Origin of the sequence: Verrucosispora sp. FIM060022, assembly GCF_003977705.1 — a bacterium.
Lineage (GTDB): Bacteria > Actinomycetota > Actinomycetes > Mycobacteriales > Micromonosporaceae > Micromonospora > Micromonospora gifhornensis.
The window spans coordinates 66,765-80,112 of the sequence record NZ_RQIV01000009.1 but is presented as its reverse complement, the minus strand read 5'-3'; the positions used below and the strand labels follow the sequence as shown (position 1 = coordinate 80,112).

Sequence of the window (13,348 nt, the reverse complement as noted above, 5' to 3'; positions counted from 1 at the left end):
CCACCCCCGATCGTTCCGTTTACGGAACAGCATTGTGTAGCACGATAGCGGGGTGCCGTACTCACCAGCACCAGGCCCCCTGACGGCAAACGTCCCTGGTCACCCCGCCACGGCGGACGACGATCCCGCGGCGATCGGTCGCCGGGTCCGCGCCCTGCGCGAGGCCCGCGGGATCTCACTGTCCGCGCTGGCCCGGCAGGCCGGGGTGGGAAAGGCGACCCTCTCCGGACTGGAGAACGGCACCCGCAACCCCACCCTGGAGACGCTGTACGCGATCACCGCTCAGCTCGGCGTACCGCTGACCGCCGTGCTCTCCGCACCGGCGAGCGGGGCGACCGTGCGCGGGGCGGCGGTCAGCGCCACCCTGTTGGAGGTGTTCGAGGACTCCGACGTCACCTACGAGCTGTACCGCATGCGGGTCACCCCCGGCCCGGGTCAGCTCTCCCCCGCACACCAGGCCGGAGTCACCGAACATGTCACGGTCTTCACCGGCGTGCTCCGCGCCGGCCCGGTGGACGCCCCGCTGACCGCCGCCGCCGGCGGGCACCTCCGCTGGGCATCCGACGTCCCACACGTGTACGCCGCCGTCGGCGACGAGGAAGTGACGGCCAGCCTCCTCCTGCGCTACCCCCGGACGTAGCAGCCACAGTCCGAGTAGCCGCGCACCGTATCGCCGAAACGGCGGGGTACGGAGCGGCGGGATACCGCCGTATCGGCGAAACGGAGTCGATCAGCGCCACAGCCGCCGAACCAGGAACGGCCGGACCAACAGCGGCCGAACCGAGAGCCTCCGGACCAGCAGCGGCGGAAACGGCAGCGGAGGTGGCGGCCAGGGTGAGGAGCGTGTCGCGGTCGGCGTGGGCGGCGAGCAGTTCGGTGAGGGCGTACGGGTTGCCGGCGGTGTGCTGCCAGACCCGGTGCACCAGCCGGGCGTCGGCGGCCGAGTCGGCGTACACCTGGTTCAGTATCTCGGCGACCTCGGCGGGGCGCAGCGGGCCGAGATGCTGGCGCACGACGCCGCGTACTCCGCAGAGGCGGGCCAGGGTGCGACCGGTGAGGGCGGGTGCGACCGCGTGTGCCGCGGGCCTGGTCGCGACCATCAGCAGGGCCGGCAGCCCGTCGGCGGTGGCGAGTTCGCCGACCAGGTTGAGGCTCGCCGGGTCCAACGCGTGCAGGTCCTCGACCACGAGCACCGCCGGGCCGGTGCCGACCAGCGTCCGGACGGTCCGGACGGCCAGCCGGAGCAGGGTGCCGGGGGCGTAGCGCTCACGCGGCGCGGTGGGCTGCTGAGCGAGCCAGGCCAACGCGTCGGCCGGAAGATCGAGTCGGCTGGTGTCGCGTCCGCTCAGTCCACCACGGTGGACCACGCCCGGCCCAGCTCAGCGAGCTCACCGACGCGCCCGACCATGGACACCGGCAACATTCCTCAACCCTACGCAGTAGTGCGTAGAGACGCGGGACCTGTCTTCTTGGCAAGCTTGACCCCATGACGCTGATCCTCCGCTCGGCCATCCTCAACGACATCGGCCTGGTTCGGACCAACAACGAGGACTCCGCGCTCGCCGGCGAGCGCCTCGTGGCGGTGGCCGACGGCATGGGTGGACTTCCTGCCGGTGAGGTGGCCAGCGAGATCGTCATCCGGATCCTGGACGAGCTGATCCCGCCCACCGCCCCGGACGCCGCCGCCGACGCGTTGCGCGCGGTGGTGAGCACGGCCAACCAACGCATCCATGCCGCGATCGTCGCCGACCCGGCCCGCGACGGCATGGGTACGACCCTGACCGCGGCCCTGCTCGCCGGGAACACGCTGGTGTTGGCTCAGGTCGGCGACTCCCGCTGCTACCTGCTCCGCGACGGTCGGCTGACCCAGCTGACCCGCGACGACACGTTCGTGCAGGCGCTTGTCGACCAGGGGGCGCTGACGCGGGACCAGGCCCGGCACCACCCGCAGCGGTCCCTGGTGACCCGAGCGGTGCAGGGCGCGGACGCGCCGCCGACGATGGGAATGTTGACGATCGCTGCGGGCGATCGGCTGCTGCTGTGCAGCGACGGGCTCTCCGACTATGTGACCGACGACGCGATCGCGGCCACTCTGGGGCTGCACGCCGACCGCCACCAGTGCGGCGAGCAACTGGTCAAGCTCGCCCACCAGGCCGGCGCGCCCGACAACGTCACAGTCGTGATCTCCGACGTGGTCGACGACTGAGGCCTACCGCAGCCGCCGGCCGGGTTCCATGGCCCGGCCGGCGGGCTCAACTAGGTAGTTGTGCCATCTAGGTAGCGCCACTAGGGTTCGGCGGGTGGATTCCGACCGTCGCGGGCAGTGGCTGCGGGGAGTGCTCGACCTCTGCGTGCTCGCCCTGCTGCGCGACGGTGAGTCCTACGGTTACGAACTCGCCCAGGCGCTCGACGCTGCGGGCGTCGGGCCGATCCAGGGCGGCACGCTCTACCCGGTGCTGCTCCGGCTGCAACGCACCGGCCTGGTCACCGCGCAGTGGCGGGCGGGCGAGTCGGGCCCGGCGCGCAAGTACTACCAGCTCACCGACGACGGGCTGGCGGCGCTGCGCCACGGCGGCAACGCCTGGCTGGCGTTCGTGGCACCGGTGAACGGCATCGTCACGAAGGGGGTCGACGGGTGAATGCCGACGAGTGGCTGCGGGTCTTCGCGGCCGAGTTGCACCAGCGTCGGGTAGCGGACGACGCCGCCCGGCACGTGGTCGCCGAGGCCGCCACGCACCTGCGCGAGGGCGGCGGCGACCCGTGGCTGGTCTTCGGCCCGCCGCAGGCGTACGCGGCCACGATCGTGGAGAGCATCGGCACCGCACCCCGCCCGCGCCCCGGCCCGGTACGACTCGACGCCCGGGGCATCACCAAGCGGTACGGCCGGCACACCGTGCTGCGGGACGTGGCGCTTACCGTACGGGCCGGTCAGATCGCCGCCGTGGTCGGTGCCAACGGCTGCGGCAAGAGCACCTTCCTGCGGATCTGTGCCGGGCTGGTCTCGCCGGACGCCGGTGCGGTGACCGTCTCCGGCCGGCTCGGCTTCTGCCCCCAGCAGGGCGGCACCGCCGACTTCCTGCTCCCCGACGAGCATTTCGTGCTGGTCGGCGCCGGTCAGGGGGTGGCCCGGGGACCGGCCCGACGCGCCGGCCGGGCGGCGGCCCGACAGCTCGGCTGGGACGCCCAGGGCGACGTGCTCGCCCGGCACCTCTCCGGCGGTACGCGCCAGAAGCTGAACCTGACCATGTCCACCCTCGCCGCCCCGGACGTGCTGCTGCTCGACGAGCCGTACCAGGGCTTCGACCAGGGCAGTTACGTCAACCTCTGGGATCAGTTGATCCGGTTGCGCGACGAGGGACGGGCCATCGTGGTGGTCACCCACCTGCTCAACCAACTCGACCGGGTCGACGTCGTGCTCGATCTGACCACCGGCAACCCGGGAGACCACCGATGAAGCCGATGCTCACCGTGGCCGAGATGACGTTGCGGGAACTGGCCCGGCGTCGGGGCGTACTGCTGCTTCTGCTGTTGATGCCCTTTGTCTTCTGGCTGATCCGGCGGGACTCCTACGTCGGGCAGTCGATCCGTGCGCTGCTGCTGGGCATCAGCTGGGCGGTGAGCACGGCGGCGCTCTTCGCCACCAGCGCCGCCCGCGAGCTGGAGCCCCGGCTGCGGCTGGCCGGCTACCGCCCGCACCACCTCTACGTCGGTCGGATGCTCGGCCTGTGGCTGCTCGGGTTGGCCGTCTCGGTGCCGTTCTTCCTGCTCACCGTCGTCGACGCGAACAACCTGCGGTACGCCGGCATTGCGATGGCGATGCTCTGCTGCGTGGCCGTGGCGGCACCCTTCGGCATGCTGATCGGTGCCCTGCTCCCCCGCGAGCTGGAAGGCACCCTGCTGCTGCTCACCGTCGTGGCCATGCAGATGCTGCTCGACCCGGCCAGTCCCGGATCGAAGCTGACCCCGTTCTGGTCCAGCCGGGAGATCGCCACCTGGGCGGTGGACCACGCCGACGGCGGTTACCTGACCCGGGGTCTGCTGCACGCCGTGCTGGTCACCGCGCTGCTGATCGTGACGGTGGCGGGTGTGTTCGGCGTCCGGCTGCGGCGTCGCCGGCATCTGCATCACGTACCGCTCACCTGAGCGACGTCCGGGGGCAGATTTGTCGCCATTCACCGCCTAACATCACCAAAGTGCGTCTGAGATCCCCCGCCGTGGTCGTACTCGGCGTCACCGTCACCGTCCTGTCCGCCTGTGGGCCGTCCGTGCCCAGCGCCGATCCGCGCAGCGGCCAACCACCGGCGGTCGACGCGGCACCCGACGCATCGAGCGCGGCCGCCGCCGAGCAGGGCGAGCAGGACGTGCCGCAGGCGGCCAGCGCCAGCCCCTCCCGCAGCGCCAGCGCGGTGCCCTCGGTGACACCCACCGGCGGTGGCCGCAAACCGTCAGGCGGTGCGGTGGCCGTGCCGGCGGCGGGACGGGCGGTGGACACCTCGCGGCCGACCCGTACGGTCGGCACCGGCACCCCGGCCAGCTGCACCTCGGCGGCGGTGGTCCGGGCGGTGGCGGCCGGCGGCATCATCACCTTCGACTGCGGCCCCGACCCGGTGACCATCAAGATGACGGCGACGGCCAAGGTGCGCAACGCCAACGGCCCGCAGGTGGTCCTCGACGGCGGCGGCAAGGTCACCCTCAGCGGTCAGGGCCGACGCCGCATCCTCTACATGAACACCTGCGACGCGTTGCAGGGCTGGACCACCTCGCACTGCCAGAACCAGGACCATCCCCGGCTGACCGTGCAGAACCTGACCTTCGCCGACGGCGACGCCACCGGCCAGCGCACCGACGGCGGCGGCGGTGGGGCGATCTTCGTCCGGGGCGGCCGGGTCAAGGTGGTCAACTCGCGCTTCGTCGACAACCGCTGCGACCGGACTGGCCCGGACGTGGGTGGCGCCGCCATCCGAGTCCTCGACCAGCACGACGACCAGCCGGTGTACGTGGTGGACAGCACCTTCGTCGGTGGCTCCTGCGCCAACGGCGGCGCGTTGAGCAGCATCGGTGTCTCCTGGGTGGTGCTCAACAGCACGTTGCGCGACAACGCGGCGGTCGGCGAGGGAGCCAACCCGGCCCGCTCCGGCACCCCGGGCGGCGGCAGCGGCGGCGCGATCTACTGCGACGGCAACGAGTTCTCGGTACGCATCGCCGGCACCACCATCGAGGGCAACGACGCGAAGGAGGGCGGCGGCGCGATCTTCTTCGTCAGCAACAACCGCACCGGCACGCTCCGCATCGAGGACTCGACCCTGCGCCGCAACCCCAGCCACGGCTTCGAGACCTACCCGGGCATCTTCTACCTGGGCTCCGGCAAACCCACATTCACCCGCTCCACCCTGCGCTGACCCCGTCAGTAAGGGTTGCTGTGACCGGCCGGGCGGGCCCGGACGAGCCCCGCCGGGCGACCGGGCAGGGTGGGTGTGGCGGACAGCGGCGGGCTGTCGGTATGGGCACGATCGGCCATGCCGGCGACGAGTTCCTTGAGGGCGTCGACCGCGTTGACCCGGGGCCGCCAGCCCAACTCGGTCTCGGCCCGGTGGCTGGACATCAGGGGTACGTTCAACGCCAGCTCCACCCAGCCGGCGTCGATCGGTTGCAGCCGGGCCCGCCAGGTCAGCGCCGCGGCGGCGCGCAGCACCGGGGCGGCCACCGGCACCGTCCAGCCGTGGAAGTGCCGGGCCACCAGCTCCGGGGTCAGCACCGGGTCCGCGGCGACGTTGAAGGCGCCGCGCACATCACCCAGGATCGCCCGGGCGTACGCGTCAGCCACGTCGTCGGCGTGCACCGCCTGCATCCGCAGCCGCCGGTTGGCCGGCACCAGCGGCAGCCGCCCGTACCGCAGCAGCCGCACCGGCACCAGCGGCCCGAGGAAGTACCTGGCGATCTCGGTGCCCGCCTCCCGCTGAAAGATCAGCCCAGGCCGCAGCCGCACCACCCGCAACCCCGGATGGGTCCGCTCGATCCCGTCGAGCATCTCCTCCACCGCCGCCTTGTCCCGGCTGTACGACGATTCGACCACCCCGGTCGCCGGCCAACGCTCGCTCACCGGCGCGTTCTTCGGCCCCGGCGCGTACGTGCCGACCGACGAGGCGTACACCAGAGCCGGCACCCGAGCCCGCAACACCGCGTCGACCACCGCCCGGCTGCCGTCCACGTTGGTCCGGCGTAACACGTGCTGGTCGTGGCTGGGCTGAATCTGCCAGGCCAGGTGCACCACCGCATCGGCACCGGCGAAGACCCCGGTCAACTCGTCCGCTGCACCCGGCAGACCGATGTCACACGAGTGCCACCGCACCCCGTCGTACGGCTCACCGGCCCCCGCGTGGGGCAGCCGCCGCGCCACCCCGACCACCTGGACGTCGCGCTCGCGCCGCAACCGGCGCAGCAGCGCCGTACCCATGTTCCCGCTCGCCCCCACCACCACGATGCGCATGCCCGGTCCGTACCCGTTAAGTGGCTTTCCAACCACGCGCCGTGCCGGTACCTCCCGGAGACACCTCACCGGGCGAGCAGGGCACCGATCAGGCAGGCGAAGGCGGCGACCGAACTGACCGTCCGGACCAGGTTCCACCGCACCCAGGGCCCCTCGAACCGACGTCGGAACGCCGCCAGATCGGTGGTCCCGTCGACCGACCTGGCGGCGTCCAACTGATCGTTGAGCGGCACGTTCGACCGCATCGTTACAGCGAAGGTGATCGAATGGCAGGTCAGTGCCACAACCAACCGTTGAGGATCTTGCGGTTGATCGATTGCATGGCACCGATCAAGGTCCGATCGTCGGTCGCCCCCAGACCCGGCATCACCGAGCAGGCGTACGCGAAGAACAGCCCCGCCACCAGCCCCGTACTGAACGTCGCCCCGGCCAGTACGACGACGCGGATCGGCATGCTCATCCTCCCCCGTGTCGCAGGGCCAGCCCGATCCTGCCAGCCGGATGCGAATCGCCGATGGCGTCGCCGTCCTGGGATGGCTTCCGTCGGACCTGATCCGGTGGTCGGGTGCGCACCTGGAGGGCCTGAGCATCGCGCGCCGGGCCACGGGGGTCAGGTAGCCTGTGGGCCGCGGGCCGCTAGCTCAATGGCAGAGCTGTGGACTTTTAATCCATAGGTTCAGGGTTCGAGTCCCTGGCGGCCCACCACACAGCGCCCATGAGCTGCGGTAACGCCGAGTAAAGATCATCGGGCACAACCAGGGCACAACTCAGCTCCGATCTTGACCGGTGGGAGCACCCCGCCGCTGGTTGCCTTCCTTACGCAGGAGGTCACCGATTAGGCCACGCGGCCGGTCCTTCTTCGGCAGCCAATGGACGTAGGTTTCCAGCGTGATCCGCAGGTTGGCGTGCCGTAGAGCCTTCTGCACCTCCTGGGGCTCGACGCCGTTGCTCATGAGCGTGGTGGCGAAGAAGTGACGCAGGGAGTGGAAGGTTCCTTCCTTCGGCCAGCCAGCGGCCTCGCGCCAGTCCGCCCACAACTCCGACCAGTAGGTATCGGTCAGCAGCTTTCCCCGCGCGGATGTGAACAAGATCGCCACCCGACGGGTCTGCCGCTCCCCTGTGGTGATGTCGGGAAGCTCGAACTCGACGGGGCCGACCTCGCTCAGGTGGGCAGCCAGTTCCTCAGCGACCACCGCATCTAGGTCCACGGTGCCAGCGGAACCGCTCTTGGGCGTCGAGAGGTAGAAGCCGCCGAAGTGCTCCGGCGAGTGCCGCATCTGCTGGACCACATGCAGGTCCCCATTGTCGAAGTCCGCGCAGCGAGGCCCGGCCTCCATGCCCAGCACCTCACCGAGACGAAGCCCTTCCCCTGCCCCCAGCCATATGGCGGCCCGATACCGGCGCGGCACCACCTCAGCGAGCCTGAGCACCTGCTCATTGGTCGGCACCCACTTCGGTGCCCGAGAAAGACCGCGCAGGATCTGCGCAAGCTTCACCCCGTTGCAGGGGTTGTCGGGAATCACCTTGTCGATAACGGCAGCGTTCATGATGGTCTTGAACAAACCGAAGTACAGGCTGACCGATGATTTCGGCGTGCCATCATCGAGCAGCCGACCAAGCCAGGCCAGCACATCGGTCAGGTTGATGGACCGGATGGATTTCTCACCGAAGACGGGCAGGAGGTGCTTTCGCAGGTTCTGCGGAATGCGCCGCCGCGTCTCCGTGGCCCAGCCCGACTCACGCGATTCCCTCCACCGCTGCGCGTACTCGGCGAAGGTGAGCCGGTCTGTCTCGCGCGTGGCCTTCACCTCCGCCGCGACGCCCGAACGGCATTCCAGGTCAAAGGCGTCGGCGTCAACCTTGCGCTCGAACAGCTTCTCGCGGGGCTCCCCAGCGGCGTCGGTGTAGCGGACCCGCCAGCGTTTGCCCCGGCCGTGCCGCTTCGAGGGAAGTCGTTTCTTGTCCGGCCCGCGCTTGCTCAGGTACCACAGGTCATCGATGGGCATGTCAGGCCGCCTTCTTGTCGAACCAGGCCCGCACGTCGGCGGGGTCGTATCGGAGGTGTCGGCCGACGCGGGACGCGCGGGGGCCGATCCGGCGGTGACGCCACTGGTAGAGGGTGCCGACCGGGATGCCGAGGAACGCCGACACGTCGGTCACGCTCCACAGCCGTTCCGTGGTGGGGGTGGTGTTCACTCGGGTTCCTTCCGTGTCTGCCGTGCGGCGCGGATGCGGTCACCGATCGCGGCGGCGAGTTCGAGTTGCTCGGGGGTGTCGTAGCCGATGCCGAGGATTTGCCAGTCGTTGACGACCAGGACGTTGGTGTCCTCGGGTAGGCCCGCTTCGGTGAGCGCCGCGTGTAGCTGGTGTGCGCGGCGTTCCGCGCGGAGGTTCTTGAAGGTGGTGGAGTAGATCCGGGACTTGGTCAGGAAGTGGCCCCGGAAGCCGAGCATGTGCGCCCAGTGGCGCAGTTTCAGATCGGCGTACTGGTCGAGGCCGCCCAGGTCCCACGCGGTTTGGATCATGGCGCGGTGGTGATCGGACACCCGTAGCCGGTCGATGTGCACCTGTGAACGGATGCGGCGGTCTCCGGTCTCGGTGGCTCCGGTGCCCTTGGTGGCGTACTTGGCGATGTAGCCAGCAAGCCGGGTGTCGACCACCGCCTGGTCCTCATCGCCGTCGCCGCTGGTGATGTCGATGTCAGTGGCGGTGATGTCCTTCACGTCGACCTGATCACCCCACCCGAGGGGCAGGGGCGTGTCGTCGGGTCGGGTGGTGTCGACCCGGACCGAGGAAGCCGCGGTGCGGACCGCGTCGGCCAACACGTCGGGAGTGAGCCAGGCGGGGGGTGTCGAGTCCGGCCCGGTTGGGCCGTCGGCGCGGATGACGGCGTGGAAGTGGACCAGGCCCCGACCCTGGTACTCGGCGACCTTGGCGTAGGAGATGCGCAGGTGTGCGCCGGACTCGCGGACGGTGAGGCCACCAGCGGCGGCCACGGCCCGGCGTAGGGCGATGGTGAACCGGTGCCAGAGCTGGCCGGAGTGTGCCTGCCACAGCACCGCCCCGGTGTAGTCGTAGGAGTCCGGGTTGATCGGGCTGCCCAGCAGGCGATGCCCTTCCGGGTGCCACCGTCGGCAGGAGCAGGGCCGCTTACCGGGCCGGTTGTGGACCGCGCCGAAGGACGGGGCGGTGAGGGTGACGAACAGGCGGGTTGACCGGGCCACCGTGTCGGGGACGCCTTTGCCGCCGGACATGCCCGCGTGGATCAGGTGCCAGGCGTCGGCGGCGTACCGGTCGGCGCAGGTCGGGCAGACGGCAGCGCGGCGGGTGCCGCAGGAGGCCCACACCCGACCCTGCCGGGAGGCGATCAGGTCACCGGTACCGATGTGCCGGACTTCCCACTTGCCGACGAGCCGGACCGGCTGAAGGCAGCCTTTGACGCTTTCGACGCCGGTCCGCCATTCCTTGTATGCCGGGGACCGCATCCACCGGGTCAGCGCAGCCTCAGCGTCACGGCCCACGGGTGCGGGTCGAGGTAGACGAGGAGGTGAGGACATGGAATCCCTCCGGAGACAGGCCCGCCGTGCCCCAGATCGGAGGAGCACGGCGGGCCAGGACGGGTTCGGGAAGGTCAGTGCGCGTAGCCGTTGACGGTGACCGGGGTGAGCCGGTCGACCACCCGCGCCGCGATCGCCAGCGGTAGACGCGTGGCGCGTTGAATGTCGGCAGCGGTCACCGCAGTGCCGGAGTCCGCGACGAGTTGCCGGATCTGCTGCTGCATGGCGACCGGAATGCCCAGCCCATCCAGCTCCACAGCCGCAGCCGAGACCGGAGCCGCTGGGACGGTCACGCGCTCGACCGGAACCGGCGGGGTGACCGGTGACGCGACCACGTCTGCGGGAACAGCCGGCGCTTTCACCGGGGCAACCGGAACCGGAGTCTCGGCCGGGGCGGCCGGGACCGGGTCGACGGGGGCGGTCACGCTGGCGTCAGGCTTGTCGAGCGTGATCGCGCGGCGTGCCTGGGTGCAGCGCGCCTGGACGATGGGCATGACTTCGGCCAGGAAGAACACCAGGACCGGCACCATGATGTGTGCCGCGAGCATGCCCGCGCTGATTCCGCCTTCCCGAGGCCACAGCGCCGGTACCACGTTCATGACGAGGGTGGAGCCGAGCAGGAAGCGTTTGAGCCAGTCCACCGCGCGGGAGTCGATGTCGATCCCACGGGCGATCATCGCGGCTTCCCATCGCAGGATCGTGATGAGGATGCCGACCAGGCACGGTTCGACGCCCCAGCAGCCCCACCAGACCGGATCCGCCGGGGTGAGGTGTCCGGCGAGGAAGTCCTGAACACCGGTCGTGGTGAACACCGACCCGACCGCCAGGAACAGCCACAGCGAGCGGGTCACCGACACCCGCAGCCGTTCGATGTCCACGATGTCGAGTGCGGCATCCTGCTCCAGGTCGTGAAGCTGCCGCGCCACGTCCAGGCGTTTGCTCAGCTTGCGGACCGGCCGAGGCAGCCGATCCGGTTTGCCGTCGCGCCGCATGTCGCTCACCGCTTCCCCGCCGCCGCCAGCTCCGACACCGGCCACCCAGCAACCCGCACCAGGTCCGCGATATCAGAGTCGTCGCAGTACGCCGCCCGGACCCGCACCGGGGTACGGGAACGCTGCTTGACCACGAAGCCGATCCCGGCCGACTCCGGCACGTTCGGGATCTCGTCAGCCAGCGCACCCCGACGCCGCATGTCCTCACCAAGGACCATGTCGACGTGCCCGGCCGAGGTGGTCCGCAGGCACACCCGCAGGGAGAACAGGTCACGCTGCGGGATCACGTCCTTGGTGGGTTCCTGGAGAGCGCCGATCACGCTGCCGCCCAGCGCCCGAGCCTGCGACAGGATCAGCGGCAACGCCGCCTGAGCGCCCTTGGTCAGGGATCGATCCCCGTAGCCGGTCACCGCGCCCAGCTCATCGATGACCAGGACGTCAAGCGGAGTCTCGCGGGACATGGCGAAGGTCCGCCGTCCCTGCTCCGCCAAGACCTGCTTCCGGTCGCGCATCGTGGCCCAGAAACCCTGGATGACCTCCACGATGTCGCCGTCCGCTTCGGCGTACCGGTGCGACACCGGCTTTAGGGCGTTGAGTTCGGTGCCCTTGGGGTTGACCACGTGCAGGCGCACCAGGCCGTCACGGATCAGCGGCGCGCACGCCCGCAACGCCATCCACGTCACCGAGTTCTTCCCCGAACCGGTGGCCCCACCGATCAGCCAGTGTTGCCCGATCAGCGGCGCGTACCAGTCGGTGCCGTGCTCGGTCTCACCCAGGTACACCCGCGACAGGTCCACCGCGTCGGAATCCCCGAGGAGGTCCGGCGGGATGATCGGCTCAGTGAACGGCTCCGACCGTTGCACGACCAATGCGATCACCTGCGGGCGGACCCGCTCGACACCGACCCGCTCAGCCCGCAACGCCACGGCCAGGGCGTCGGCGGCTTCCTCCCACATCTTCGGCGTCTGCCCGAGCAACAGCCGCACGTACACCGTCTCCGTCGACGGGGAGTGCGACCGGACCCGGATGATCCGGGGCACGTTGATGACGCCGGTGGAGCGGTGCACCGTCACCAGGTTGCACGCCTCCATCACCCGGCTCCACCACGGGCCAAGGTAGGCCCGCGACAGCCACCGGCGACGCACCGCCCGCAACCGGGGAGCCGCCCACCGCGACCACGAATCCGGGTGACCCCGGTACCAGCCCACACCCGCTGCCACCGCACCCGCGACCACACCACCAGTGGCCACCGGCCCGAACTCCACCATGCTCGCAGCCGCAGCGGCCGGAGTCGCCACGAACCCCGGGTGCCGAGCAGCCCAACCCGCCACACGCCATTCCCAACCCTGAACACGCTTCCCCATCTCCCGCACCTTCTTCCATCAGTTCGTATGCGATCTCTTGTGTCTGTTTCCGAAAACGAGAAAGGCCCGGATCGGAATACCAACCCGGGCCTTCCCGTCGACCAACTAGCAGTTAGCGGGCCGCCGCGAACATCTTCTTAGCGAGCGTCGTTGCCCGCTTCGCCTTATCCGTCTCCTCCATCCACGGCGTCGCCTCTTCGAGGAGGATCAGCAGCACCGCCACCGCCCGACGAAGTTCGTCGTACTGCTTCATGTAGCGGTACCGCTCCGGCATTCCCTTCATCGACTTCCGAAGTAGCCGCATTGCCTGGTCGATACCGTCATAGGTGTCACTGATCCGGTACGACATCAACTCACCTTCCACGGCCTGGCGATCAAATCCGCCTCGTACGTCTTGACCCGCAGATGGAACGCACGAAGCGTTTCCACGGCCTGCTTGTGCGCGTCCTCCAGATCCTCGACCCGGGCCGCGAACTGGTACAGCCTCCCCGGCGGCGGCTCACACGCCTTGATCAGGCTGCTCACACCATCCAGCAGCATCGCCAGACCTTGAACGTTGCCCACCAGCGCCTCATACCTGGCCCTGCCGGTCAACGACTTCACGACCTCCGGCACCAAATCCATCCCTGCCCCTCTCCGTCGGAAGCCCACACGATCGGTGGACACCACCCACCCCCGGAAACACACCCAAGGGGCGGATAGAACCCACCGGCCAGGCGGGTCACTCCCGACCGGTAAGACGCCACACACGACGCCACCGACGCGTCTCACGACGAATCAACCCGACATTGACGCCAACCGACAACATCAGCAACCCGACAAGAATCAACTCGAAATCTGACACAGCAACCCCCCTTCGCAACTCGAATAGTGTCATCAAAACCTGTTTCAGGCAAAGTGGTATCCACTGTGGAATTCTCAATGAACAAAACGCTCGGAAATGAGGAC

Annotated in this window: 16 protein-coding genes and 1 tRNA gene; 7 read left to right on the top strand and 10 right to left on the bottom strand. The window is 69.6% G+C overall.

Annotation, left to right across the window (positions count from 1 at the left end; translation table 11 throughout):
- Positions 1-52: 52 nt before the first annotated feature.
- From EG812_RS22315 to EG812_RS22285, 6 genes are all read left to right on the top strand, one after another.
- Positions 53-640: an XRE family transcriptional regulator gene (locus EG812_RS22315; protein WP_233579582.1), complete on the top strand. Its 588-nt coding sequence runs from the start codon at positions 53-55 to the stop codon at positions 638-640.
- An 846-nt stretch (positions 641-1,486) separates the two neighbouring features.
- On the top strand, positions 1,487-2,206 hold the full coding sequence (locus EG812_RS22305; protein ID WP_013730948.1) for a PP2C family protein-serine/threonine phosphatase: 720 nt from the start codon (positions 1,487-1,489) through the stop codon (positions 2,204-2,206).
- Between the two features lie 94 nt (positions 2,207-2,300).
- Entirely contained in the window at positions 2,301-2,639 is a 339-nt protein-coding gene (locus EG812_RS22300) for a PadR family transcriptional regulator (RefSeq protein WP_126712662.1), read from the top strand.
- A complete protein-coding gene (locus EG812_RS22295) occupies positions 2,636-3,454 on the top strand; it encodes an ATP-binding cassette domain-containing protein (protein ID WP_126712661.1) in 819 nt (272 codons plus the stop codon). The genes EG812_RS22300 and EG812_RS22295 overlap by 4 nt, the downstream gene beginning before the upstream one ends.
- On the top strand, positions 3,451-4,143 hold the full coding sequence (locus EG812_RS22290; RefSeq protein ID WP_043719317.1) for a hypothetical protein: 693 nt from the start codon (positions 3,451-3,453) through the stop codon (positions 4,141-4,143). Before EG812_RS22295 ends, EG812_RS22290 begins: the two co-directional genes overlap by 4 nt.
- 50 nt (positions 4,144-4,193) lie before the next feature.
- Complete coding sequence (locus EG812_RS22285) at positions 4,194-5,399, top strand: hypothetical protein (protein WP_502697209.1); 1,206 nt, start codon at positions 4,194-4,196, stop codon at positions 5,397-5,399.
- 5 nt (positions 5,400-5,404) lie between these two features.
- Here the strand turns inward: EG812_RS22285 and EG812_RS22280 are convergent, their stop codons facing one another.
- The 3 genes from EG812_RS22280 to EG812_RS29715 form a co-directional block, all read right to left on the bottom strand.
- Complete coding sequence (locus EG812_RS22280; protein WP_126712660.1) at positions 5,405-6,487, bottom strand: NAD-dependent epimerase/dehydratase family protein; 1,083 nt, start codon at positions 6,485-6,487, stop codon at positions 5,405-5,407.
- 65 nt (positions 6,488-6,552) lie between these two features.
- Entirely contained in the window at positions 6,553-6,732 is a 180-nt protein-coding gene (locus EG812_RS29720; protein ID WP_233579580.1) for an anthrone oxygenase family protein, read from the bottom strand.
- A gap of 29 nt (positions 6,733-6,761) precedes the next feature.
- Complete coding sequence (locus EG812_RS29715) at positions 6,762-6,941, bottom strand: anthrone oxygenase family protein (RefSeq protein WP_233579579.1); 180 nt, start codon at positions 6,939-6,941, stop codon at positions 6,762-6,764.
- A gap of 176 nt (positions 6,942-7,117) precedes the next feature.
- Between EG812_RS29715 and EG812_RS22270 the strand changes: the two genes are divergently transcribed.
- Positions 7,118-7,192: transfer RNA gene (locus EG812_RS22270), tRNA-Lys, on the top strand.
- A 62-nt stretch (positions 7,193-7,254) separates the two neighbouring features.
- Here the strand turns inward: EG812_RS22270 and EG812_RS22265 are convergent.
- The 7 genes from EG812_RS22265 to EG812_RS22235 all read right to left on the bottom strand — a co-directional run bounded on the left by EG812_RS22265 (position 7,255) and on the right by EG812_RS22235 (position 13,024).
- A complete protein-coding gene (locus EG812_RS22265) occupies positions 7,255-8,493 on the bottom strand; it encodes a tyrosine-type recombinase/integrase (protein ID WP_126712659.1) in 1,239 nt (412 codons plus the stop codon).
- Between the two features lies 1 nt (position 8,494).
- Positions 8,495-8,683 carry a helix-turn-helix transcriptional regulator gene (locus tag EG812_RS22260; RefSeq protein WP_126712658.1) on the bottom strand — a complete coding sequence of 63 codons (189 nt, stop codon included), beginning with the start codon at positions 8,681-8,683 and terminating at the stop codon, positions 8,495-8,497.
- On the bottom strand, positions 8,680-9,972 hold the full coding sequence (locus tag EG812_RS22255) for a replication initiator (RefSeq protein WP_126712657.1): 1,293 nt from the start codon (positions 9,970-9,972) through the stop codon (positions 8,680-8,682). The genes EG812_RS22260 and EG812_RS22255 overlap by 4 nt, the downstream gene beginning before the upstream one ends.
- 146 nt (positions 9,973-10,118) lie before the next feature.
- Complete coding sequence (locus tag EG812_RS22250) at positions 10,119-11,036, bottom strand: hypothetical protein (protein WP_126712749.1); 918 nt, start codon at positions 11,034-11,036, stop codon at positions 10,119-10,121.
- 5 nt (positions 11,037-11,041) lie between these two features.
- On the bottom strand, positions 11,042-12,130 hold the full coding sequence (locus tag EG812_RS22245) for an FtsK/SpoIIIE domain-containing protein (protein ID WP_126712748.1): 1,089 nt from the start codon (positions 12,128-12,130) through the stop codon (positions 11,042-11,044).
- A 382-nt stretch (positions 12,131-12,512) separates the two neighbouring features.
- Entirely contained in the window at positions 12,513-12,749 is a 237-nt protein-coding gene (locus EG812_RS22240; RefSeq protein ID WP_126712656.1) for a hypothetical protein, read from the bottom strand.
- A complete protein-coding gene (locus EG812_RS22235) occupies positions 12,749-13,024 on the bottom strand; it encodes a hypothetical protein (RefSeq protein ID WP_126712655.1) in 276 nt (91 codons plus the stop codon). The genes EG812_RS22240 and EG812_RS22235 overlap by 1 nt, the downstream gene beginning before the upstream one ends.
- Between the last annotated feature and the right edge of the window lie 324 nt (positions 13,025-13,348).